Here is a 24,856-nt window from a genome sequence, read left to right on the forward strand (position 1 = left end):
GCGAACAAGGGGCTTCAGCCCCGTGCCTGTCCTTAACCCGAAGGAGAACCGCCATAGTTGACTGACAAAACATTGGCGCTCACGGCAGTTAAAACCACTGCTATACCAGCTATACCAATGAAGTCGGCCTTCGCCGACTCACCCAGCCAGATCCTACAGTCCGCGTTAGGAAACAGGATGCGTTCTCTGCGTTAGGTTAGGAACAGGTTAATAATCGTCCGCCTACCCATAAGGTGACGTTAATCTACCTGCTGTTTTCACGTTTTATGGAGGCCCTATGTCTGCTACACCAATTCCAGCCATGGGCGCGATCGCGATCGAAGCCATTAGTGGCTATTTCGAGAAAGCCATTCGCTACGAAAAGGCGGTCTTGAAGGACAAAGACCCGGAAAATCTTCACCAAATGCGGGTCAATATGCGGCGTTTGCAGACAGCCCTTCAAGTCTTTGCTCCCGCGATTACCCTGCCTGAGACCGCCCAAGAAGCGGACGTGGCCAAAATCACCCATCGGCTAGGGGCTTTGCGCGATCTAGATGTCACCACCACGCTACTGGCAGAGCAATACCTCCCCGACCTCCCGGAGACTGAAGGTAAGGTGCTCAAGCGAGTCCTCAAGAACTTAGGCAAAGGGCGACAGCGGGCCTATAAACGGGTCAAGACCACCCTCAAAGGGGATAGCTACCAAGCCCTCAAACAGTCCTTCGCCCTCTGGAGCGAAACCCCCGTCTATCGCATCACTGCCAGCCAGCCCTTCACCACAGTCTTGCCGGACTTAGTGCTACCCCTGCTCAGCCAACTTTGGCTCCATCCCGGCTGGCTAGTAGCCACCCATCGGGTGGGCAACCAACTCCAACCCCTCGAGTCCCTAGAGCCCATAGTCATTGATTACTGGGTGGAAGACGCTGGCCTCGCCCTCCACAGCCTCCGTAAACAGGTGAAGCGGGTCCGCTACCAGCTCAACCTCCTCAGCCACCACTATGGTGATCGCCTCCAAACAGATTTGGCACGACTGCAAAGCCTCCAAGAGATTCTGGGCCAGTTGCAGGACGGTTGGGTGCTGGGGGATTTCCTGACCAAGAGCGTGCCCCAATGGGAAACCACCCTACCCACCCTGAAGGCGCTACTCATCGACAGCCGCCATCGGGCATGGCACCAGTGGCAACCACTCCAGCAGTATTATCTGGACCCGGTCCATCGGGACGCGCTGCGACACATTCTCCTAGTCCCAGGGATTGAAGCACCTGTAGCAGCAACATCTTCTGCGACTAAGCCTGCTGTGACTAAGTCTTCACCCACTGAGACAGCCCCAAAGGCCACAGATTCCCCAAAATCACCAGAATCTTCAACAGCGGCGGAGCCTGAGAAGAAGACCCCTCGCCGGACCTCAACGAAGCGCACCACAAGCCGGTCGCGATCGCGCACGACCCAGAAACCCAAAGATACCGAAGGCTAAATTGAAGCCCTAGTACTCTGCGGCGGAAATACCCTGGCCGTTCCATCGTGGCACACTCGGCCCCTCACCATTCGGCTGAGCTCACGCCGAAGCCCTAGCCCTCTCCCAAGGGGAGAGGTGCCCGAAAAAGGTTAGGCTGGTGCGACAATAGTGGACTGATTTACGCCCTGCGGTACTAGAGTGAGTTACCCTCGTGCGTCCCGCAACGCGGTGACGCACGAGGGTTGTGCAGAGTATCGGCCTAGATCTGACCTGTTGCTTCGGTGTAGTTAAGCAGGGGAACGCGATGATGGGCGGCTAAATTGCTAGCAAATCTGAGGATGCTGTCGTAGTTTGACTGCCGACAAATTAAACGGCCTCGGGCTAAATCGGACTGCTTGCAGGGGTGCAGCTCAATAGCCAGGGAAGAAACGTAGACGGAATAAGCAGATTTAAACATGGTTTTAACCTCTGAAATCACCACTATCCTGGAGAAAATCCAGGATATTTAGGATGGGAACTGAGGAGCGACAATAGTCGCCCCCATTGCCTAGAGCGTGGGGACAATTAACTTTGTGATCAAACTTTGTGATCAAATGCCTACAAGGCATTTTTCCAATGTACGTAGACGAATTTCATAACCCAATTTGGAAGTGGGCTGGAACAGACCTGCGACCTGAGTCCTATCTAAGGATGCGTTAAACCTTAAACAGGGCTGCGTCAGGGTGACAGTCTAGCGCATCCAAACCCTTAGGTGCATTGTGGCGCGGCCCTCAAAACAGGCGATATAGCGATCTTTTGGGACTGGAAAGCACCACTGCACCAGTCCCAAAAATCCTTGAACTCAAGCATCTTCCAAATTGCAAACTTCCAGCATATTCTCGGGGTCAACGTAGTAGCAAACGTGGTTGTCTAGACAGATAAAGGCCCAGCCAGATGGCTCTACCCGCAGCAGATCATAGGTGCCATCTTGTACAAAAAACCCCCTGTGGTCGCGGGTGCCAGGGGTGACAACAAAATTGTAAAGGCTTTTATTTTCGGTGTTCATAGGGACCACTAGATAAACGAGGATTAAAGGAAAGCCGGAGTGCTTACTAACCGATTTGTGTACTTTTGATTCACTTTCTTTAGACATTCTTAGTCTAGAACAGGATTCGATGAAACAAAGATTACTTCTCTCAATGAAATTAAATCGTTACTTTTTATTCGTTAACAAATGGTTCCATTTGGGCATGATCTCCCTACTTCAAGAAGGAGATACAGAGGCGGAATTGTGATGATTCTGTACCGAAAACCGACTTTTCAGCGCATTCTGGGAAATGAGATGCAGCTGTGACGACAGTGTGCACTGGGGCAAAACGCTAGACTAGGTGACTGGACTCTGAACCTCATCTTGCGGGAATTCACCCTTGGTATGGTGAGCGAGTCTCTAGTGGCGGGTATCTGGTGGGTCGCGTAGCCCCGCCCGCCCTCCTGGTCCTAGGCCCTCTCATGAGCCCCTTTGAACGCTAGCCCCTTTGAACGCTGCTATGACCCTGTTTACGCTGAAATCGGTCAAGAAAGACTTTGGTATTAAGGAAATTCTCCGTGAGGCTAGCTTCAGCCTGGAAGAAGGGGACAAGGTGGGGCTAATTGGGACCAATGGCTCTGGTAAGTCCACACTGTTAAAGATGATCGCAGGGTTGGAGCCCATCGACGGCGGTGAGATCTGGCGCAATGCGGGGGCCAAGATTGTCTATCTCCCGCAGCAGCCGGAGTTTGAGGGCGATCGCACGGTGCTGGAACAGGTGTTTGCTGATGCTGGGGAGCAGATGGCCCTGATCCGTAAGTATGAGGAGATCTCCCACCGTATGGCACGGGAGCAGGGGGACATGGATACCCTGCTGGCAAAACTATCAACCCTCACGGAAAAGATTGAGGCGGCGGGAGCCTGGGATCTGGAAACCAGCGCCAAGGCGGTGCTGACCAAACTGGGCATCGAGGACTTTGAGGCTCGGGTGGGGACTCTGTCGGGGGGCTACCGCAAGCGTGTTGCGATCGCGGCAGCACTCCTCTCTGATCCCGACGCTCTGCTGATGGACGAGCCCACCAACCACCTAGATGCGGAATCGGTGGAATGGTTACAGAGCTATCTCAACGGCTTTCGCGGGGCACTGCTCCTGATCACCCACGATCGCTACTTTCTCGACACGGTGACCAACCGCATTTTGGAAGTAGATCGGGGCGACCTCCACGGCTATTCCGGCAACTACAGCTACTTTCTAGAAAAAAAGGCTGATGCAGAAGCCTCGGATGTCAGCAGCCAACGGAAGCACGCGGGGGTTTTGCGGCGTGAACTGGAATGGTTAAAACGCGGCCCTAAAGCCCGTAGCACAAAGCAAAAGGCTCGCATTCAACGCATTGATGAAATGCAAAACCGTGAGTTTAAGGAAACCCTAGGCAAGGTAGATATCACCACCGTAGGCCGCCGCATTGGCAAGAAGGTGATTGAGCTGGCGGGGGTCACTAAGGGCTATGACGATCGCATTTTGATCAACGACTTTAGCTATATTTTTAATCCCCGCGATCGCATCGGCATCATTGGCCCTAATGGTGCGGGCAAGTCCACTTTGATGAACCTGATCACCGGGCGAGAACAGCCCGATGCGGGCACCGTGGAAATCGGCGAAACCATCCACTTCGGCTACTTTGACCAGCATTCCGAAGACGTGATCAAGAATCCTGACCAACGGGTAATCGAGTACCTGAAGGAAACAGCAGAACTGGTACAAACCGTGGACGGCAGCGTGATCACTGCGTCGCAAATGCTGGAGCGGTTTCTATTTCCCCCCAATCAACAATATGCCCCCCTGCACAAACTCTCTGGGGGCGAGCGGCGGCGGCTCTTTCTTCTGCAAGTGCTGATGCAGGCTCCCAATGTGCTGATCCTGGACGAGCCCACCAATGATCTGGATGTGCAAACCCTGGCGGTGCTGGAGGAATACCTAGAGGAGTTCAACGGCTGCGTCATTGTGGTATCCCACGATCGCTACTTCCTAGACCGCACCGTCGAGACCGTGTTTGCCTTTGAGACCAGGGGTAACATCCGCCAATATCCCGGCAACTATTCGGTCTATCTGGACTACAGACAGGCGGCGATAGCAGCGGCCAAGGTACAGACGGAGGAGAGCAAAAAGGTGGGCACCCGTCAGCCCTCCCCAATGGCGGCTGCCCCAGTCACCCCTCCCGTGACGACCGCCACGACCGCCACGAGTCCAACATCCAAGAAGCTCTCCTACAAGGAACAGCGGGAATATGAGCAGCTAGAAACCCAAATCCCTAAACTGGAGGCAGAGAAAGCAGCTATTGAGAAAACCCTCTATCACAATGCCCCCAGTGGGTACAGCGAGATCCAGACGCTCTCGGCACGGCTGGCGGAACTAACCCATACCATTGATACCGCTACGGAGCGGTGGATGGAGTTGGCGGAGCGGGGTGATGGGGTGTGAGGGTGATGGGGTAGGGGCGCGGTTTCCGCGCCCAATGCAGGGTGTCGCCGTAGGGGCGGGTTTGGCTCGTGTTGGTCGGGAAATCCAGGATGGGAACCTCAAAACCCGCCCTACCCAGTGCCGGGAAATCCAAGATTGAGGTTAATGCCGTAGGGGCAATCCCTTGCCTGTCCTATGCCCTCTGGGTGGGTGACTGCTATTGGGGAAGTGGGTGGATAGAGGACTTCCGACTTAATGAAGTAGTTCGCTTGACCTACTTTTGCACATCTAGAGTGTTTGGGCGTTTCAGGGGAGAAAGTGCGCTATATTTAGCCAATCGAAAACCCCATCGCCGTAGATATGGTCTCTCAACTCCGGGTTCCGGCTACGCTCTTTCCAGTACCAAAATCGCGATGGTCGGAGACCGAGCCAAAGGAGCCATCCCATCCTCTCCTCCATGCGGTATCGGGCACGATCCAGGTTTTTACCGCTTCCCATCGCAGTTTTTTTACCAATGTCATGGTGCAGGCGATGCGCACAGCGGGCCAGGGGACTCCGGTGCTGGTAGTACAGTTCCTGAAGGGGGGGATCCATCAGGGCACCGACCAGCCGATGCAGTTGGGACAGCACCTAGAGTGGCTACGGGCAGACATCCCCAGTTGTATCCATGAGGGTCGGGTGTCGGAGGCGGAGGGAACTGCGATCGCGCAACTCTGGTCCCATACTCAGATGGTGACGATGCAGGGAAACCATCGTCTTGTGGTGTTAGATGAGTTGAGCCTAGCGATTCACTGGGGGCTGCTGGCGGAGACGGAGGTGCTGGCCTTTTTGCGGCAGCGGCCTGCCCAGGTGGATGTGGTGATGACAGGGCCGGAGATGCCAGAATCATTACTTGCGATCGCAGATCAAGTCACCGAGTTTCGTCGTCAGTTGTTGCCCTAGCCGGGAAAAAACATGATTAAAAATGATGCGTGGATTTCGGCCATGGCGGCGGCGGGATTAATCCAGCCCTTTGAGCCCCAACTGGTGCGGCGCGTGGATCTAGACAGCAGCGGCTCCCGACCTGTGATCAGCTACGGCCTGTCCTCCTATGGCTATGACATCCGTCTGTCGCCAGCGGAGTTTCGCATCTTTCGCCATGTTCCGGGCACAGTGCTAGACCCGAAGAACTTCAACCCCGACAACCTAGAGCCCACCACCCTACGGACGGACAATAACGGCAGCTATTTCATCCTGCCCGCCCACTCCTACGGTCTGGGGGTAGCCCTGGAAAAAATCCAGGTGCCCGACAATATCAGTGTCATTTGTATTGGCAAGAGCACCTATGCCCGCTGTGGCATCATTGCCAACCTCACCCCCGCTGAAGCGGGCTGGCGCGGGCACTTGACCCTGGAGTTTTCCAATTCCTCCAGTGCCGATTGTCGCATCTATGCCAGTGAAGGCGTCGTGCAGTTACTCTTCTTTGAGGGGGAACCCTGCCAGGTTAGCTACGAGACCCGCCGAGGCAAGTACCAGGATCAGCCGGAACAGGTAACCTTAGCCAAGGTATAGCTACTCCAATAAGACCTCCCCCAAGAAAATATGCATGGGATATTACACTATGGGTAGCGTTATATGGGGCGGCCTAACACTACGGTGGTTACGACAAAACAGACGCAACAGCGGAGGATCCCCATGACAGTTCGAGGTTGTCTACCGTCGCATAAGTTGCATCACTGCACCCTTGGGCAGATGGGGCGAATTCTTCGGCGGTCTTTGGTGGGGGGTGCGATCGCGGTAGGGATGACGACCGGGGCTGTTGCCCAGACCTTCACGCCCCTCCAGCAACTGATCATTTCCCGCAACTGTACCAACTGTGACCTGCGGGGCCAGGTTTTGCAGGGACTCAACCTGCGGGATGTAAACCTCCAGGGGGCCGACCTAGGGCAAGCCCAGATGCAGCAGGCCAATCTGAACCGGGCCGACCTGCGGCAGGCGATCCTGGATGGGGCCAATGCCAACCGGGCGCTATTGACCCAAGCGAACGCCACCAACGCCTCCGCCCAATGGACGGATTTCACCGACGCCACCCTGACCAAGGTGCAATTCAATCAGGCCAACTTGACCGGGGCCATCCTGCGGGATGTCTATGGCCTAGAGGTCAATTTCCAGGGCGCTGATTTGACTGGAGCCGACCTTTCTGGAGCCTCTCTAATTCGGGCCTCCATCGGGCGTGCCACCCTGGTAGGGGCAAATCTCAGCGGGAGCGATCTCTACCAGAGCAACCTGATTCGCTCTGACCTGACCAATGCCAATCTGACCGGGGCCGATCTCTCCGGGGCACGGCTGTTTGGCGTCGATCTCTCCGGGGCAGACCTCACGGATACCCTGCTGCTGGGGGCCACCCTGGGTCAAAATGGCCTAGAGGGAACTCGGTTTTGCCGCACCACGATGCCCGACGGCAGCGTGAATAACGCCGACTGCCCCGAGTGATCCCCAGGCCGGATTCCTCAGCCCGGCTAATGGGAAAGGCGGCGGCGGGTGGCGACAACGATGATTCCCAGGCCCAGGGCGGCGCTGATTCCCAGGAGTTCGGGGGCTAGCTCAGCGTAGTGGATGTCCTGATGGAAATCTTGGCTGATGTTTTCGTAGTCGATGCCATTGCCCGTGACGGGAATGACCCAAATGTCCTGGTGACCGCCTTGGCCAAACTCAATTCTCCAGTCTCCTGGGATCGATTCATCGGGCAAAAAGGCAAAGTTCCCACCTTCATCCGTGGTGCCCTCTTGCCAGGGAATATCTGGGTTATTGGGGGCGTAGATGGTTACCGTGGCCTCTGCCATCGGTTCCCCGGTGCTGTAGGTGGAGGTAAAGGCCAACTCGTCAGAAAATAAATCTACAAAATAGTCGGTCTCGACCGAATGACCCCAAGCCGCAGAGGCGATGCCCAGGGTGGCAGAGAGGGTAAGTAACGACCCTAAAATCCGCATCTTTATCGTTTTCATCATGGACTCCTAGGTGAATCCCAGTGTGGTCATGGTCCCAGAGTAACTGGGTTGGGCTGGGGACCGAGGCCCAGTCTCTATACGGCGGCATCGTAGCATAGGGGCTGGGATGGTGAGCACTCTGGGAGGGCTATGGACTGGTTAACTGTGCCGCTGGGCTACGACTTTATGCGGCTGGCGCTGCTGGCGGGGATGTTGGTGGGGGTGCTATGCCCGGTAATGGGGGCGTTTTTGGTGGTGCAGCGGATGTCCCTGATGGGCAATGTGGTGGCCCACTCAGTATTGCCCGGTCTGGTGCTGGCCCATGCGCTGCGTTGGCCGCTGATCATCGGAGCCTTTAGCTTTGGCTTGCTAAGTACTACGGTGATTGCCTGGGTGCGATCGCACTCTCGCATCAAGGCGGATGCGATTATGGCCCTGATTCTAGCGAGCTTTTTTGCCCTGGGGGTGGTGTTTATCACCCTGTTTCAGTCCCAACTGAACCTAGAGGCGCTGTTGTTTGGGGATATCCTCAGCGTCACCCGCAGCGACATTGCCCAGGTGGGTGCGATCGCGATCGTGACCGTAGTGCTGATCCGCCTGTTTTATAAGGAACTGTTGTTTTTCACCTTTGACCGGGCCGGAGCCCAGGCCATGGGTCTCCCAGTCCAGATCATTGACGGTGGGTTGACGGTGGCCACCACCCTGGCCATTGTCGCCAGCTTAAAAACCGTGGGGGTAATCCTAGTCGTAGCCATGATGGTCGGACCCGCGATCGCAGCCTACCTCTGGGTCAAGGAACTCCATAGCCTGCTGGGACTATCGGCCCTATTTGGCATTCTCACCAGCGTCGTGGGCATCTACCTCAGCTACTACCTAGACCTGCCATCGGGAGCCGCAATCGCCCTCACCATTTTCGGCGTCTTCTGGTTCAGCCTTCTTGCCAGCCCTAGCCAAGGACTCCTAGGGCGCTGGTGGCGACAGTTGGGATGAGAATCCAGCCCAGGGATGTGAGAACGCTAGAAGAACGTTTGATTCCTGGAAGCTAGGGCACCTGCCCCGCCCTGCTAGGATCGAGTCAAATCCCCAGAACGGCATCCATGCTGAAGATGCAAATCTACCTCGACTACAGCGCCACCACGCCCCCCCGCCACGAAGCCATTGCCGCTATGCAGGCGGTCATGGCAGAACAATGGGGCAATCCCTCTAGCCTGCACCAGTGGGGCAACCGGGCGGCGATGGTGCTAGAGCAGGCCCGCAGCCAAGTGGCAGGATTGCTCAATGCCCCCCTAGATAGCATTGTCTTTACCGCTGGGGGCACCGAGGCCGATAACCTGGCCATCCTGGGGGTGGCCTTGAGCTATACCCAGCCCCGCCATCTGATCGTCTCTCAGGTGGAACATTCCGCGATCGCAGAGCCCGCCCGATTGCTAGAGCGCCAGGGTTGGGATGTCACCTGGTTGCCCGTAGACCCCCAAGGTCGAGTGAGTCCAGCGGATTTGCAGGCGGCTTTACGGCGAGACACAGTGCTGGTATCCATCATCTACGGTCAGAGCGAAGTCGGTACCCTGCAACCGATTGAGGAACTGGGGCGCATCACCCAAGCCCATGGAGCCCGGTTCCACACCGACGCGGTACAGGTAGCAGGACGGTTGCCCATTGATCTAGCCACCCTTCCCGTAGATCTGCTCTCCCTCTCTAGCCACAAGATCTACGGTCCCCAGGGCGCAGGAGCCCTCTATGTAAAACCGGGACTCGAACTCACCCCCTTACTAGGAGGTGGCGGTCAGGAAGCGGGGCGACGCTCCGGCACCCAAGCCCTACCCAGTATTGCCGGATTTGGGGCAGCCGCAGCCCTAGCCGCCGAGGAAATGCCCACGGAAACCCTACGGCTGATTCACCTGCGCGATCGCCTATTAGCCCAGTTAGAAAACCTGCCAGAGTTGGCGGTAACGGGAGATCGCCGCCAGCGCCTACCCCACCACGCCAGCTTTTGTATCACCGCCGCCGATGGTGATACCGTCAGCGGCAAAACCCTGGTGCGTCAGATGAATCTGGCAGGGATTGGCATCAGTGCGGGCTCCGCCTGCCACAGTGGTAAGCTGAGTCCCAGCCCAATTTTGACCGCCATGGGGTACAGCGATCGCGCCGCCAAATGTGGCATTCGCCTCAGTTTCGGTCGTCACACCACCGAGGCTGACATCGACTGGACTGCCCTCGTATTGCGGCAAGTCCTCGACCGCAGTTTGTCTTCCCTCGTTTGTCGCTTGTAGTTCGCCCGTAGAGCACCATGACCCAGCCCGGAGTCCCCAGCAGCCTCGAAGCCGCCGTAAACCAAGCCCGCCAAGCCACCCGCGCCGCCATTGAGGCCGGGGTATCCCGCATTGTGGTAGACATCGCCATCCCTGAGCTAAAAATCCAGCCCGTAGCAGAGCAGTTCTATCCCCTCTTTGAAGAAATGGGCCTGCAATTTAAGGTGTACTTCCCCGATGCCGGAGCCGCTGCCTTAGCCAAGCGAGATTGGGGCAACCCCGACTTTAGTATTCGCGGCATTAATGAAATGAAGGGTCGCCTCGAAGCCGATGACGAAGCCTTTCTAATCATCGAACCCTCCTCAGTAGAGGTAAATGATGTGGAATCCTTCTGCAACGAGGCCACGGGGCGCTTTGTCGTTATGCTCAACCCGAAACTTGAAGACATCGCCACCATCGGTATCGGCTACACGGGGCGGCAACTGCGAGAGCGCTTCCTGAGCACTCTGGAAACCATCTACTATCTGCAACCCTTAGAGGGAGCCACCATCCTACGGGCCTACCCTGGGCTTTGGCAGGTGTGGGGCGAAACCACCGACGACGGGTATGAATTGCTGGCAGACTTTCCCCAGAAACCCTCCGGAGAAGCCTTAGAGAAACTCTTCAGTGCCGAAGCAGAGGAAGATTCTGCCAACCCCGATACCTCCCTCAAGGCTAAGCCCAAAAAAGCAGGCTTTCTCGCCGAGCTCCAAGGCTTCCTCCGCGCCCTCAGCCAGTAGGGCACAGGTAGACGAAGGTAAAACCCCATACCTAACAGCGAAGGGGGGCGCTAGAAAATCATGGACGGAGAACTATCCGTCTGCCTTCCTGTACCAGCCTCAAGGAAGGACTAGGACTGTTACGGAAGATACAATCATTTTCAAGTTGCACCGTTAAGGTTAGTGCGCATCGCCTTCCTAGAGAAACCGTGGGGTAATCCAATCCTGGGAGGGGTAGTGTTGCCCCATATCAAGGATTTTTTTCGCCTTGAACCCATGCCCCAGTGGCATAACTCGGACACACCTGCTACAGTACGAACTCTGGACTTTTTCCAAAAACCCTGCTCAATGCCCATCGATGCAGCCAATCCCCATCGATGAAGCCATAGCGTTTAAAACAATATTAAAAAATGCGTATACAATTTAAAAATCATAGTCAGGAGGACAGCTATGTTCATCAGACTAGCGGAACAGCATAGGCGATTCGTTCAAGATCTCGTCATGAACTTGCAGGCTCTGGCCACAGTGCTAGAGCGGCGAGGGTATTTGGCGTCCTGCTATACCTGCGGCGGGCAGATGAACAGTGCCTCCTTCATGGTCAGTCTAGGGGACGACCACTTGATCCGATTTTTAGTCTCTGACTACGGCATTACCTGGACGGAAATGCGGGATGATCGGGAACTGATGAAGTTAGAAGGGGCTGAGGCCATTAGCCAGCTCCAAGAGCTAGGCAACTTGGTCAAATATCAGATTAAGCCCTCAGACTATCGCCCCACCGCTGTCCCAACCCGTTAACTGGGCACTGGTCACCTCGAACGGCTCGGGAACTGAGGGTGACCAGTGTTGCTGCTCAGCCAAGCGCTGTTCCCAGTCTATTAAGTAGGTGGACATTAATAAACGTAGTTCTGTCATGGTGCGGAGCGACTCCAACGGAGTAACGGAGCGAAGCGAAGTCGAGACATCTCAGTCGTTGGCGGAGTCCGAGATTCCTCCTTGCGTCGGAATGACAGCATTTAATTATGTCCACTCACTTATCATGATATGGGACTTTTGAAAGCAACGACCCGTTGCCCGAAGGCCCATACCTTCGATACAGACATTGATATCGGCTGCCACCAGTTCGGGGGCGGTGCACAAGCGCGCCTGAAGACACTCATGTTCACTTATGTTTGCCTTGGCACGAATGCCATTGTTCGCGCAAGTGTCTTCTAAACCTTGCCTAACACGACTTGGAAGGTTATGTCTTGAAACAAGCTGAAAAGCTTGCTACGTCGTTGTCTCCATACACACATCCAGTTCCCTGTTCGCGTTAGCGGCTCCCCTAGGGAGCAACGGAGTCGTTGGCTTTGCCGCCCCAGAGGGGCTAGGGAACGGGCAGAACCCGGTGGTGTGGCTGGCTTTCTCCCTTCGGGAGACACTAAAGCGTTGGCAAAGCCTGTCTGAAAGACTTACGACTCCGCTCAGCCAGCGGTCAACGGGCTCGATTCTCCGTAACCTTCCAAGTCGTGTGCCCAACGTCAATTCGGTATCAGCGCTGTCACCCCGCCGGGAATTCAAAAGTCCCGGCTAACAGGCTTATAGCGGTTCTCACTCGGGTTAAGTACAGGCAAGGGGCTTAAGCCCCTTGTTCCCCGAATTGCCATCAAGTTGAGCTGTACCTCATCCATTAGGGAACCGCTATAAGTCCATTAAAAATGGACTGGGAGCTGGGCTGGGGATAGAGGGGCAAGTCCGTTTTAACGGACTTCTGCTATGAGCCAGGGCAATTTATTCCCTGGCGGATGGGCAGCGAAGCTTAAGTCGAACTCAAGTTTGCCCAAGTCCAGAAGTGGAATTTTCCCGGTGGAGAAACTCCAGATTTCGAGCTGGACTTGGTCTATGCATCGCCAGCCTAGGCCGCTGTCCCCATTAACTAATCGTTAAAGCTGTACGGATTTGAACAAGTGGCCATAACTTTTTAAGGCGGTAAACCAGTAGCGGTTGACTTGCCACCCTGTAGTGCCTCCAAGCCAAACAGACTAATAATTACCCCAGCAATAGGAACAGATAGAAATAGACCTAGTAGACCCGCAACCCTAGCACCTACTAAAAGCGCAAAAAATAGGACAACTGGGTTCATGTTGATGGAGCCCTGCATGATACGAGGCATGAGAAGATTTTCCTCAATCTGCTGCATAAATACACAGATTCCAATAATTTGAAAGCTAATCCATAGGCCCTGAGGGAGGGCGATGAAGGCAATCAAAGCAACTCCCATAGTTGCACCAATACCGGGAATCAAGTCAAACAAACCCGCAATTGTTGCCAGCAGCAAGGCATAGGGAATCTTGAGGACCACAAAAACAACGAAGCATGACACCGCAAAGAAAATTGACAATAGCAAACGTCCCCAGAAAAATCCCAGAAGATTTATCTTGATGGCCGTCGTCAATTCCCCTTGCAAAGATATTGGAAAAATATTGATAACAAAATTCCAAATTGGCTCCCCCTCTAACAACATAAAGAAGGTCACAACTGCCACTAGAATCAAATCAATGATATTACTGATAATACCCTGAACAACAGATAGACCTATATCAATACCAGATAGAATTTGGCCTCGTAGCTCCCCCGTCAACTCCGTCAAATCCAGTTGAATGTTGAAATCATTTAAAGCAGTATTTAATCTCTCAATCAGGGGAATGATAGCATCCACTATCTCAGGGGACTGAGTGATTAACTGTTGTCCTTGATTGAGAATGGTTGATCCTAGGGTAGTGATGACACCACTTAAGAAAAGCAAGCCCATTGTGAATGTGATTGTGACCGCCATGCTGCGAGGAACGAATCGAGTAATCCAAGTCACTGGATAGTTCAATAGAAAGGCAAGAATGGCAGAAAACGTAAAGATAGTAATTACGGTTTGAAAATAACCTAAAACTTGAGCTATGACCCATCCCAAGGTAAGCAGTAATAGATACCGAATTAACCTGATAATGCTTAGGCGATGCAAAAAATGAAAAGATGGTTTTCTATTCGTTTTCATTTAGGATTCTTGTCTCTCTATACATATCACAATCTCATATCCACAAATCCTGTAGACCAGGTTTGAATTCGGTCACTTCTAACTCTTGCCTTGAGTGGTAACGTCGTCTCACCTGTTGCTTTTCAAGTCTCCTCTGAACCTGAATTGTTGAATTGCCTCATAGGTGTTATCAATGATTGAAGAAACCCATGGGTTTCAGGATTTAAGTCCATAGACATGGATTTGATCAATATACAAGGAGCCATTTTGCCTAAAAAGGGTTGTGCCGATCTCAGCTTCACTCAGGATTGCATAGATCCATTTGATCTTGAAAATCCTAATCTCTGGGTGAAAATCGAGCATCTAGGTCGATATCTATTTGCGGCTGATTACCTCCGTGACTACCGTCCAAGGCGAGTGGCTGACATTGCCTGTGGCATGGGATATGGACTCAATGAACTGGCTAAAATTGCCGATTTTGTTGTTGCAGTTGATCGGAGTTCAGAGGTATTGAAGATTGATGATCTCGATTGGAATACGGATAATCATGAGGGTCAGGGTAAAATTGATTTCCATGAACAAGACCTGGAATCTCTACCGTGGTCTCGTCATCTTGTCAACTCAGATTTGGATGCTATCATTAGTTTTGAAACATTAGAGCATCTAATTGAGCCGGAATTAGTTATTGCTCAATTCTCTCAATCCCTTAATGAAAATGGCTGGCTAATTTGTTCAGTACCCAATGCACTCCATGAACCTCCAGATCGTATGGGGTTGCCGGTTAATCCTTACCACAAACAACTCTTTAACTTCTCTGAATTTCGACGCTTGCTAGATAAACATAGCTTTCAAGTAATTTATCGACTGGGTCAGGCATCGTCAAATATTTTATTCAAACGGGAATCTCAATTATTAAAGCACCGTTCTATATCCCAGCGGATAGGAGATTTTTCGGAGCTGCATAGCCCAGCAATCATCAGGCATCTGACCTATCTTTTAGCCTATCCAACAGTGTCCAATATTGATGGATCATATGCTCTGATTGTTGTGGCTCGAAAGAAGTAAATGGATAAAAAAGGAAAGGTATAGGCTAGAAATCAGAACCTAGCTGAAGCTGGAACACTCTGACTCAGGCTTGCTCTGTAGAGTAGCGCAGGCCGACCCAATCTGCGACAATTGCCCGGAATTGGGCCAATATCGAGTCCTGTGATGCCTGTGTGTCTCCATGCCCTACTCCCGTCGAGATCTGCTGCGATCGCTGTTGGCCCTGACCCTGGGGGGCACCAGTCTCAGCCTTGCCCCTCCGTTGGTCCAGGCGCAGACCTTGGGTCCTGCTGGGGGGCATGTCGTGGTGATTGGGGCGGGTCTGGCAGGTCTGGTGGCGGCCTATGAACTTCAGCGGCAAGGTTGGCGGGTGACGGTGCTGGAGGCCCGCGATCGCGTTGGCGGTCGAGTGGTGACACTGCGGCAACCCTTTGCCCAGGGCCAATGGGCGGAAGGCGGCGGGGAATACATTGACAGTCTCCGGGTTCATACTCAGATGCACCATTACGTGCGGGAATTCGGCCTGCGACTAGAGTCCGTCCATCGTGCTCCCGAACAGGGGCTCTACTATCTGCAAGCCCAGGGACAACGGCTGCCCCTCAGCGATCGCGCCCTGGATGAGACCTTCGGCCCCGCCCTGCGCCAGGACATTGACCGACTTTGGTCAGATCTGGATAATCTCGCTCAGGGCATCACCGATCTGGATCATCCAGAACGGGCTCCCCAGGCCGCTGCACTGGACCAAGTGGTGCTGTCTCGCTGGTTGGATGACCTGGGGCAGGCTCCCTTGGCGCGGGTGCTGAGTGATCAATATCTGCGGGGAGAGTACGACGATCCGGAGTGGCTGTCGCTGTTTTTTCTAATCCAACAGGCGGCCCTCTACGATCAGGTGCCGGATCATCGCCTAGAAATGTACCGGATCCAGGGGGGCAATAGCCAATTGCCGGAGGCCATGGCTCGTGCGCTCCAGCATCCCATTCAATTTAATGCCGCTGTCACCGACATTCGCCAGACGGCCCTCGGAGTGGAGGTCCACCATCAACAGGGTGTGGTCACCGCCGACTATGCCATCATTGCCACTCCCCTGCCCCCCCTGCGAACGGTGCGCTTTGAGCCCGCTCTGAGTCCGGTGTTGCAACGTGCGATCGCAGAATTGAACTACGGCTCTCATGTGAAGGTGATGGGGCAGTTTCGCCATCGTATCTGGCGCGACCAGGGGGTGAGTGGCCCCACCATCACCGACCTCCCCGTTGGTTTTGTCAGTGAGGCGACGGCCCAGCAACCGGGGAACTGGGGTATTCTCACCGCCTACGTAGCCGGACAGTATGGGCGGCAATTGGTGGCGATGACAGCGGACGATCGCGTCGCCACGGTGCTGCAACAGATGGAAACCCTCTACCCCGGCTTGCGGGATCAACTCCATACCACCACGACTACCGTCTGGCCCCAGGATCCCTGGGTCGGTGGGTCCTACTCCGCCTATGGACCTGGACAGTTCACCACCTTCTGGCCCGCATTCCAGCACCCCTATGGACGACTCTGGTTCGCTGGGGAGCACACCGATCGTTACATCGGCTACATGGAGGGGGCCGTCCGCAGCGGCCAACGGGTCGCCCAGCAGATTCACCTAGGCGCGACACCATCTAATAGTGTTGGATTGCGGTAAACCCTGGCTCGGGGGTCAGTCAGGAAGGGTACTCTAGGGGCAGCTAGCCCCTAGACTATGTGCCTGCACCCTTTGATATGAGTGACTTCCCCGCCCCGCCCGCTGCCCCTACAAGTGCTGAAACTTGGCGGACTGCCTACTATCGTGCTCTGGAATTGGCGGAATTTCGGGGGGGCTTTTTGGTTCGATCAGCCCATGAGCTGCGATCGCCCTTAAATCAGGTCATCAGTCTACACCAGATGATTTTGGAGGGGCTCTGCGATACCCCGGAGGAGGAGGCAGAGTTTCTGTCCGCCGCCCACGCCGCCGCCCTGAAACTGCTGGAACAGCTCGATTTTCTGATCTATCTGTCCAAGGTGGAAACGGGGCAGCTGGAACCCCACCTTCAGCCTGTCTCCTTGGCCATGGTCCTAGACCAAATCAAAACCCTCACCCATCTGCAAGCTGCGAATCGGAACCTACGCCTCGTCATTGAGCCGCCAGATCCCCATATCCAGGTGTGGGCCGATCCTAACTGGTTGATCAATGCCCTGGTTACGTTGATGGAAGGTGCGATCGCAAGCTGTCAGCGCGGTACCCTGCACCTCTACACCGCCCCCACCGCCAGCGACACCCACTACCACCTCTGGCTCGACGACGATCGCCCCGCCGATCTATGGCAGGAGCCAACGCCCCTCGGGGATTGGGAAAAATTTGATCTGGATCGCCCCCTCCCCCTAGGATTGCGGCACAGTCTAGTAGCAGCTCTGCTAGAAGGGATGGCGGGTCGCTTGGAGCAACTGGAGGTGCCAGAAACCGATACCAGCCCTAACCATCGCCTGCAATGTACCCTGCCCCGATATCGCAGCGACTCCCAGAGCTGAAGTCATTAGCTAGAGAACCGGGTCTTCGCAGAGCGCTCCAGCGTTGCCAGATCCTGCTCCAGTTCTAGGGGCTGGTTAAAGAGAACCATGGTCGTAGTCTGGTTGGTCTGGAAGCCAATGCGCTCATAGAAAGACTGCTGATGGGTGGTCATCAAATACACCCGCTCCACCCGACTGACGTGGGGATGGGCCAGCACCGTCTCTACCAGTCGCCGTCCCAAGCCGGCCCCCTGATAATCAGGGTGGATCACCACATCCCAGATCGTAGCCCGGTAAACCCCATCAGAAGTGGCACGGGAAAAGCCAATCAGGTGATCCCCATCCCAAGCAATGACTACAGGATGGCTGTGGGTAATAGCCGTGGCCATCGCTTCAGGGGTGCGATCGCAGGCCCAAAACGCAGCCACCTCAAACAATCCTTGCAACTGACTCAACCCATTAGCATCCAGGGCCTCCACATAGCGAAACTGAATGTGGCGACAATCCATCATGGCGGTAACCCTTCTTCAAAGAAGTCAAGAAAGAACTCAACGGACAGGCATCGCAGCAAATTGAACTCGGGGTCAATACAGATCCAGCCCCGTTCCCCTGCCCTGAGGGAGACGCAACTGAACCTGTCAGCCCCTGATTCGTCGATGATGTCCTGATGAGCCCAACCTGAAATCGCCGCTCCGTCGCAGCCTGCGGCCCATAGCCTCCCCATCCTCTGCCTCGTAGTGAAAGGCAGAGCTAGGAAGCCCTAATACAAGCCTCAGGCCGTCACAGTCACTGTCGAAATTGATCATCTCCAAGAAACTCTAGAGGACTGCCCAACATCCGGGAGTGGTAGGCGGCTCCAAAAATACCGTCAGGCGACAGCCAACTTGGCTGGCCGTACTGAACTGACTTAACAAAAAAATGCATCGAACAATACAATAACACCGTCCCCAGGGTCTCGGGAGCTGAAAAATCTGTTAGCCAACAGCAAAATCCTGAATTTCCCCCAATTTCCAACCCAATTTCCCTGCGCAAGCCCCCAAAAGATCTCAAAACCCGTCACCCCAAGGCCCAAGTGGTAGGATCAAAAAGCGCGAATTCAACCTTAGAGCCCCATTAGGTGTGGGAACCGCCCCTTGCCTTGAGGCGGCTCCATTGAATTTACTAGAAGCATTCCCAGCCCAGTTCTTCCAGTCTCCGGACACATGCTAAAAGCCCTCCTTGGTGACCCCAACGCCCGCAAGCTCAAGCGTTATAAGCCTGACGTGGTGGAAATCAACCTGCTGGAAGAAGACATCCAGCCCCTGTCAGACGCCGACCTAGTTGCCAAAACGGGTGAATTTAAGCAGCGCATCGAAAAGGGAGAGACCCTAGACGACCTGTTGCCAGAAGCCTTCGCCGTGGTGCGTGAAGCCTCCAAGCGAGTCCTGGGGATGCGCCACTTTGACGTACAGCTCACCGGGGGCATGGTGCTCCACGATGGGCAAATCGCTGAGATGAAGACCGGGGAGGGCAAAACCCTCGTAGCCACCCTGCCCGCCTACCTCAATGCCCTCAGCGGCAAAGGGGTCCACATCGTCACGGTAAACGACTACCTGGCCCGCCGGGACGCGGAGTGGATGGGACAAATCCACCGCTTTCTGGGACTGGAGGTGGGTCTGATTCAGCAGGGTATGAGCCCGACAGATCGCAAAAAGAACTACGCCTGCGACATCACCTACGGCACCAACAGTGAATTTGGCTTCGACTATCTGCGAGACAACATGGCCACCGCCATCGGCGATGTGGTGCAGCGCCCCTTCAACTTCTGCATCATTGACGAGGTAGATTCCATCCTCATTGACGAGGCCCGCACCCCCCTGATCATCTCCGGTCAGATCGAGCGACCGGGGGAAAAGTACACCCAGGCAGCGGATATTGCCCGCCAACTTAATGGGGAAGACCACTACGAAGTGGATGAAAAGGCCCGCAATGTGCTGCTGACAGACGAGGGCTTTATTCAGGCGGAGCAACTCCTGGGGGTGCAGGATCTCTTTGATCCCCAAGATCCCTGGGCGCACTATATCTTCAATGCGATCAAGGCTAAGGAACTTTTCATCAAGGATGTGAACTACATCGTTCGCAATAACGAAGTGGTGATTGTGGATGAGTTCACCGGGCGGGTCATGCCCGGTCGGCGCTGGAGCGATGGCCTGCACCAAGCCATTGAGGCTAAGGAGCATGTGGAAATCCAGCCAGAGACCCAAACCCTCGCCAGCATCACCTACCAAAACTTTTTCCTGCTATATCCCAAGCTGTCGGGGATGACGGGTACCGCCAAAACCGAGGAGCCGGAGTTCGAGAAAATCTATGAACTCGAAGTGACGGTCATCGATACCAACCGCACTTCTAGACGGCGGGATGTGGCCGATGTCGTCTACAAGACCGAAGAGGCCAAGTGGCAGGCGGTGGCAGGAGAGTGCGCCGAAATGCACCAAACTGGGCGTCCGGTGCTGGTGGGTACCACCAGTGTGGAGAAGTCGGAGTTGCTCTCGGGATTGCTCAAGGCGCTCAATATCCCCCACAATCTGCTCAATGCCAAGCCGGAAAATGTGGAACGGGAGGCGGAAATCGTGGCCCAGGCGGGGCGGAGTGGGGCCGTCACCATCGCCACCAACATGGCGGGGCGGGGCACCGACATCATCCTCGGTGGGAATGCCGACTACATGGCCCGTCTCAAGGTGCGGGAATACTTGATGCCCCGCATCGTCAAGCCTGAGGATGAGGATGAGTTTGGGGTGAAGTCGGTGGCGGGGGTCCGGGGTCGCAACCGTCCCCAGGGCTTTGGCTCTGACAAAAAGGTGAAAACCTGGAAGGCATCCCCCGATATCTTCCCCACGGAGCTGTCCCAGGAAGCGGAACTGGCCCTGAAAGAAATGGTGGACCTGGCGGTGACCACCTATGGGGAGCGCAGTCTGGAGGAACTGGAGGCGGAGGATAAAGTTGCGATCGCAGCAGAAAAAGCCCCCACCAGCGACCCCGTCATCGCCAAGCTACGGGAAGTTTACAACCGGGTCCGTAAAGAGTACGAAACCTTGACCGATGCCGAACACGAGCGTGTGATCAGCCTCGGCGGTCTCCATGTCATCGGCACCGAACGCCACGAATCGCGCCGGGTAGACAACCAACTGCGGGGCCGCGCCGGACGCCAAGGCGACCCCGGCTCCACCCGCTTTTTCCTCAGCCTGCAAGACAACCTGCTGCGGATCTTTGGCGGCGATCGCGTGGCGGGCTTGATGAACGCCTTCCGCGTAGAAGAGGACATGCCCATTGAGTCAGGGATGCTCACCCGCTCCCTAGAGGGGGCACAGAAAAAGGTCGAAACCTACTACTACGACATCCGCAAACAGGTCTTTGAATACGACGAGGTGATGAACAATCAGCGCCGCGCCATCTACGCCGAGCGACGACGGGTACTAGAGGGCGAGGGTCTGAAGGAACTGGTGATCAAGTACGCCGAGCAGACCATGGATGACATCGTAGAAGCCTATGTCAATCCAGAACTGCCCTCCGAGGAATGGAAACTGCCAGACATGGTGGGCAAGGTCAAGGAGTTTGTCTACCTGTTGGAAGATGTGGAGCCAGAGCACCTAGAAAACCTGTCCATCGGGGAGATCAAAACTTTCCTCCATGAGCAGGTTCGGATTGCCTACGACCTGAAGGAAGCCCAGGTAGACCACATGAAAGCCGGTCTGATGCGAGATGCAGAGCGATTCTTCATCCTCCAGCAGATCGACACCCTCTGGCGCGAACACCTCCAGCAGATGGACTCCCTGCGGGAAACGGTGGGGCTACGGGGCTATGGCCAAAAGGATCCTCTAATTGAGTACAAGAGCGAAGGCTACGAGGTCTTCCTGGACATGATGACGGGCATCCGCCGCAATGTGGTCTACACCCTGTTCCAGTTCCAGCCCCAACCCCAACCCCAGGTAAAGACCTCCCAAGAGGTCGGCTAGCATCACCTCATTTGCTTCCTCCCTAGTGCTCTGTCAAGCCTCAATTTGTAGGTTGGGTGCAGCGCTCGCGGAACCCAACATGGCCCACCGTTGTTGGGTTTCACTTCGTTTCACCCAACCTACGCAAACTGATTTTGTGGGCCAGCGTAGCTGCCGTAGGCTGATTCAAACTTGACGCTGCGCTAGAAGCTTCAGCTTTTGGACCTGTACTCAATAGCTTGCAGACTGCTACGGATACCTCAACCCACGCTTGCCACAAAAAAGCCTCCCGCGTTAGGGAGGCCCATGTTTAGATGTACGTCTCAGTACAAGAGTTTTTGTAGCAGGTACTCTGACTCAGGGGCGACCCCAAGTAACGACCTGACTTAGGACAGCCCCTCTGGCAAGGAGATACTTGATTCCGATGTCCTAGGCGCGTCGCAGGCGGGAGCCAGCCCCTGCTAGCCCTACTGCCCCCAGACCGAGAATCAGACCAGGTTCGGGAACTGTTGGGCCATTGCCGCCATTATCATCACCTGTGTTGTAGAAGGTCAGGTGGGACAGGCCAGATTGGTTGCCACTAGGGCCAGGGGCAGGGGGGGTAAACCACTCACCGCTGGTCGTAGTAATGGCCTGACTCAAGCACCCTGCTGTAAAGGCCATGGCCCCTAAGCAGGAACCAGCATCGCCCTCAATCATATAGAACAGATTGAACCCTGGTCCGCCCTTAGCGACCCAGTACTTAATGCCTGGATCACCCGCTCCAGGGGTGTAGCTCCAAGTGCCAGTAGCTGCCCCTTCAGGAGCAAAGCTCCACTCAGCGCCATCTACGCTGGGGTACGCAGCGCTGTTAATTTCAATTTCGACTCCGGTCTTCTCGTAGTCAAACTTGGCAATGACCGGAGAGCCATTTACCTCGCAATTCCCAAAGCCTTGACCAAAGACGCCTGAGCAGTCGTTGCCGGATGAGAAACCCCAAACCAGACTAGCGGCTTGAGAAGGGGCTGATGAGATCAACAAGCTGGCTCCAGCTGTGCCTACTGCTAGGACAGCCGCGATAGAAAGGCGTTGCATTGAAATCATGGTTGTATATCCTCGCATAGTAAGGGTAGGCAGCTCATTGCTTCCGAGCCCGTACCTAAAAATACTACCCGTACTTAGACAAGTAAACTTAGACACCCAAGATTTTACGCAAGCCTCATACAAGTATTGTTACCAAGCCCAGGCCAGCGGCTCCCAAGCCGCGCAGATACACGCAATCCAATCCCCTAGGGGGGGATACGAATTGCGGGCAACTTCATGGAAACTTCACAAAACCCTCGGTTCGCTTCAGGAACTTCTCAATCAAGGGGGAAATTTCTGTGCGGAATGGAATTTAAGTTAGGGTCTTGAGATGATTCAAAACTTGCAAAACATCGTAGAGCTCGTTGCGTTGCCGATTGAGAGAAAAATCATCAGAGAAACCGTACTGCGCTTGGTCTAATTTCACAAACATAGAATAGGCTCCATTGCTGACCAGCCCGAAGGTGGGGCGATCGGAGACGGGGTCAGCAGACCTATAGGCCAAAGCCTGGGGCAATGCTACATCGATGCTAAAGGAGGTTCGTTTCGCTTCTACAAGGACAATCCAAAGGTGGTCCTGCACAATCAAACTGTCAATGCGCCCCTGGTAGATGTGGTTGTCCTCATCGGCAATCTCGATCCGGATCGACGCCTCGGAGCGCAGTCGAAATGGGGAATCGTAGAAGCCTGCTAGCTCTAGCAAAGGAGCGATGACGATAAAATTTACGCCCCCTTCGAGGAGATGTCCATACTGGCGATGGTATAGATAGCGCTGCTTAATCAGATCTAGGCGCTGTCGCTCGGCTGAGGTCAGGGGGGGGAGTTCTACAGTCCATTCCGTAAAAAAGTCTGGGTCAGCTCGGTAGGACAATCCAAATCGAGTCTCTGCTTCTACAAGGCTATCAATGTAGTCGGTGATTGCTAGGGACTGCTTCATCGGGTCTTGCTTGACCAGCGTGGGTTTAGTCTAAGCGTATTCCATCTAAAAAGTCAGCCCCCGCTTCGGGTCTGGGCTGCTTGCTGAAAGACCTGACAATACTGCCGATGGCCACCGGGAAAAACCACATTCAGCCGCAGGGGGTCCGTGGTGTCTTGGGGATCGCCGGGGCCAGCGACCACCGTTTTTATCCCTTGGCGCTCTTCTATAGCGAGCGGGCGGCGGTTTTTTAACTCGCCACCGCTGCTATCGACATAGACCACCACATTGCCCCGCTCAAAGACGGTGTCAATGGCCTGGATGAGCTGAAGAAAATTGCGATCGCTACCGCCCCGCTTCGCCACGGGCACGCCATCTTCAACCACCACCTGACTGGTGACCGTGTCGCCCACACCCACGATCAGCGGCATCAGGGCCGGATCAAAATGGTGCTTGACCAGGGCCAGCAGATCCGCCTGGGTCTGGGGAGCTTGGCGCACACTGAAATCGGGGCCGAGGGGATAGGTGCCCGTACGCTGGGCGTAGTAGCGATTGAGCAGAGCCAACACCCCGGCCTCCTTGATCGCCCCCCGCAGCATGAACTGAAAGTCCGTCGTGCCCGACTCCTCCCCCTGGGCCAGCCAAATCCGTTCCTTGCCGTCTTCGTCGCGCCCGTGGTTGGGGGCGTAGTGGACAAAAAAAGCATCGACTAAGCCCTGTTCATGGGCCTCCATGAGTAGAGTGTCCATGAGCTGGGCTATGGTGCGCTGGAGGTCAGCAAAGCGATCGCGCTCCCCCACCAAGACCCGATGAAACGTATTCAGGTTCGCGGTAGGAGAGGCCACATTATCCAGGGCCGAAGCTTGGATGCAGTGCTCTAGCGTAACGTCGTCAAGGGGTAGGGCATGGCCTTGGGCAAAGGCGACTAGGGCAGCACGGATGCGATCGGGCACGGCCCGGAGGAACGCCAGTTCCGCCTTCCTAACACCGGGATGAGAGACCTCCCCTTGGCGCGTTTGCCACTGTACCCCCCCCGCCGCCAACCCCGGCAGATAGTGACCCTGGGCCTGCCCTGAACCCCGGTCTAAGGTCCGCTCAATGATGCCGTTAACCCCCCGTTCCCCAGTGTGTTCTCCATTCGTGAGCACATAAAAATGGCCGTCGAAGGCTGAGGTTGCTGCTACGTAGGCGGGGTCAATGTGGCGATCTAGCGGATCATTGACCAGTGCCATACAGACCCCGTCTAGGTCCTGGATGATCAGCAGGTTCTCTGTCTGGACCAGCAGGTCGGCAAAGCGATCGTGCTGGAGGGAATAGATTTGCTGGTGCAGCGGGGTAACGGGGGCAGCGGTCATGGGCTCCTGGGATCCTAGGCAACAGGTTCAGGCTACCAGGATGCCCCACCCCGTTTCCGTAATCGGCAGGTAATGGGGGAACGAATTGCCTGCCGATTGTGCCCAGGGTATGGGGCACGGCGGT

Annotated in this window: 20 protein-coding genes; 13 read left to right on the top strand and 7 right to left on the bottom strand. The window is 55.2% G+C overall.

Translation table 11 applies throughout. The features are described from left to right. The first annotated feature begins 277 nt into the window (after nt 1-277). Nucleotides 278-1,453, top strand: a complete 1,176-nt coding sequence (locus tag LEP6406_RS29355; RefSeq protein WP_008309525.1) for a CHAD domain-containing protein — start codon at nt 278-280, stop codon at nt 1,451-1,453. Nucleotides 1,454-1,694: 241 nt separating this feature from the next. Here the strand turns inward: LEP6406_RS29355 and LEP6406_RS0222530 are convergent, their stop codons facing one another. After that, nucleotides 1,695-1,892, bottom strand: a complete 198-nt coding sequence (locus LEP6406_RS0222530) for a hypothetical protein (protein ID WP_008309527.1) — start codon at nt 1,890-1,892, stop codon at nt 1,695-1,697. Between the two features lie 1,069 nt (nt 1,893-2,961). Here LEP6406_RS0222530 and LEP6406_RS0222540 point away from each other — a divergent pair. The 4 genes from LEP6406_RS0222540 to LEP6406_RS29365 all read left to right on the top strand — a co-directional run bounded on the left by LEP6406_RS0222540 (nt 2,962) and on the right by LEP6406_RS29365 (nt 7,371). Then, a complete protein-coding gene (locus LEP6406_RS0222540; RefSeq protein WP_008309533.1) occupies nt 2,962-4,920 on the top strand; it encodes an ABC-F family ATP-binding cassette domain-containing protein in 1,959 nt (652 codons plus the stop codon). A gap of 339 nt (nt 4,921-5,259) precedes the next feature. Continuing rightward, complete coding sequence (locus LEP6406_RS0222550; protein ID WP_008309535.1) at nt 5,260-5,841, top strand: P-loop NTPase family protein; 582 nt, start codon at nt 5,260-5,262, stop codon at nt 5,839-5,841. Nucleotides 5,842-5,853: 12 nt separating this feature from the next. Further along, nucleotides 5,854-6,450, top strand: a complete 597-nt coding sequence (gene dcd, locus LEP6406_RS0222555) for a dCTP deaminase (RefSeq protein ID WP_008309537.1) — start codon at nt 5,854-5,856, stop codon at nt 6,448-6,450. A 180-nt stretch (nt 6,451-6,630) separates the two neighbouring features. Then, entirely contained in the window at nt 6,631-7,371 is a 741-nt protein-coding gene (locus tag LEP6406_RS29365) for a pentapeptide repeat-containing protein (RefSeq protein WP_051463828.1), read from the top strand. Nucleotides 7,372-7,397: 26 nt separating this feature from the next. On the opposite strand, the gene LEP6406_RS0222565 is transcribed toward LEP6406_RS29365, so the two are convergent. After that, a complete protein-coding gene (locus LEP6406_RS0222565; RefSeq protein ID WP_036028706.1) occupies nt 7,398-7,886 on the bottom strand; it encodes a carboxypeptidase-like regulatory domain-containing protein in 489 nt (162 codons plus the stop codon). 129 nt (nt 7,887-8,015) lie between these two features. On the opposite strand from LEP6406_RS0222565, the gene LEP6406_RS0222570 reads away from it, so the two are divergent. The 4 genes from LEP6406_RS0222570 to LEP6406_RS0222585 all read left to right on the top strand — a co-directional run bounded on the left by LEP6406_RS0222570 (nt 8,016) and on the right by LEP6406_RS0222585 (nt 11,667). Then, the gene (locus LEP6406_RS0222570; protein WP_008309541.1) at nt 8,016-8,855 is read left to right on the top strand and encodes a metal ABC transporter permease; all 840 of its coding nucleotides are present in this window, start codon (nt 8,016-8,018) and stop codon (nt 8,853-8,855) included. A 107-nt stretch (nt 8,856-8,962) separates the two neighbouring features. Then, nucleotides 8,963-10,135, top strand: a complete 1,173-nt coding sequence (locus LEP6406_RS0222575; protein WP_008309543.1) for a cysteine desulfurase family protein — start codon at nt 8,963-8,965, stop codon at nt 10,133-10,135. Between the two features lie 17 nt (nt 10,136-10,152). Beyond that, nucleotides 10,153-10,893, top strand: coding sequence for a DUF1995 family protein (locus LEP6406_RS0222580; RefSeq protein ID WP_008309544.1), 741 nt, complete (start codon nt 10,153-10,155; stop codon nt 10,891-10,893). Nucleotides 10,894-11,322: 429 nt separating this feature from the next. Beyond that, a complete protein-coding gene (locus tag LEP6406_RS0222585; protein WP_008309546.1) occupies nt 11,323-11,667 on the top strand; it encodes a DUF1815 family protein in 345 nt (114 codons plus the stop codon). 1,162 nt (nt 11,668-12,829) lie between these two features. On the opposite strand, the gene LEP6406_RS0222590 is transcribed toward LEP6406_RS0222585, so the two are convergent. Beyond that, entirely contained in the window at nt 12,830-13,897 is a 1,068-nt protein-coding gene (locus LEP6406_RS0222590; RefSeq protein ID WP_008313639.1) for an AI-2E family transporter, read from the bottom strand. 216 nt (nt 13,898-14,113) lie between these two features. Here LEP6406_RS0222590 and LEP6406_RS0222595 point away from each other — a divergent pair, with 216 nt between their 5' ends. From LEP6406_RS0222595 to LEP6406_RS29370, 3 genes are all read left to right on the top strand, one after another. Then, complete coding sequence (locus LEP6406_RS0222595) at nt 14,114-14,941, top strand: class I SAM-dependent methyltransferase (protein ID WP_008313637.1); 828 nt, start codon at nt 14,114-14,116, stop codon at nt 14,939-14,941. Between the two features lie 160 nt (nt 14,942-15,101). Continuing rightward, nucleotides 15,102-16,586: a flavin monoamine oxidase family protein gene (locus LEP6406_RS0222600; protein ID WP_008313634.1), complete on the top strand. Its 1,485-nt coding sequence runs from the start codon at nt 15,102-15,104 to the stop codon at nt 16,584-16,586. Between the two features lie 77 nt (nt 16,587-16,663). Then, the gene (locus tag LEP6406_RS29370) at nt 16,664-17,449 is read left to right on the top strand and encodes a sensor histidine kinase (RefSeq protein WP_008313632.1); all 786 of its coding nucleotides are present in this window, start codon (nt 16,664-16,666) and stop codon (nt 17,447-17,449) included. 5 nt (nt 17,450-17,454) lie between these two features. On the opposite strand, the gene LEP6406_RS0222610 is transcribed toward LEP6406_RS29370, so the two are convergent. Then, nucleotides 17,455-17,940, bottom strand: a complete 486-nt coding sequence (locus LEP6406_RS0222610) for a GNAT family N-acetyltransferase (protein WP_008313631.1) — start codon at nt 17,938-17,940, stop codon at nt 17,455-17,457. Between the two features lie 690 nt (nt 17,941-18,630). On the opposite strand from LEP6406_RS0222610, the gene secA reads away from it, so the two are divergent. Further along, nucleotides 18,631-21,420: a preprotein translocase subunit SecA gene (gene secA, locus LEP6406_RS0222625; protein ID WP_008313628.1), complete on the top strand. Its 2,790-nt coding sequence runs from the start codon at nt 18,631-18,633 to the stop codon at nt 21,418-21,420. Nucleotides 21,421-21,828: 408 nt separating this feature from the next. Here the strand turns inward: secA and LEP6406_RS0222630 are convergent, their stop codons facing one another. The 3 genes from LEP6406_RS0222630 to stpA form a co-directional block, all read right to left on the bottom strand. After that, on the bottom strand, nt 21,829-22,482 hold the full coding sequence (locus LEP6406_RS0222630; protein ID WP_008313627.1) for a PEP-CTERM sorting domain-containing protein: 654 nt from the start codon (nt 22,480-22,482) through the stop codon (nt 21,829-21,831). 292 nt (nt 22,483-22,774) lie between these two features. Continuing rightward, nucleotides 22,775-23,398: a hypothetical protein gene (locus LEP6406_RS0222635; protein WP_008313626.1), complete on the bottom strand. Its 624-nt coding sequence runs from the start codon at nt 23,396-23,398 to the stop codon at nt 22,775-22,777. 53 nt (nt 23,399-23,451) lie between these two features. Continuing rightward, complete coding sequence (gene stpA, locus LEP6406_RS0222640) at nt 23,452-24,732, bottom strand: glucosylglycerol 3-phosphatase (RefSeq protein ID WP_008313625.1); 1,281 nt, start codon at nt 24,730-24,732, stop codon at nt 23,452-23,454. Nucleotides 24,733-24,856: the final 124 nt, after the last annotated feature.

It is taken from the genome of Leptolyngbya sp. PCC 6406 (genome assembly GCF_000332095.2).
Taxonomy (GTDB): domain Bacteria; phylum Cyanobacteriota; class Cyanobacteriia; order Phormidesmidales; family Phormidesmidaceae; genus PCC-6406.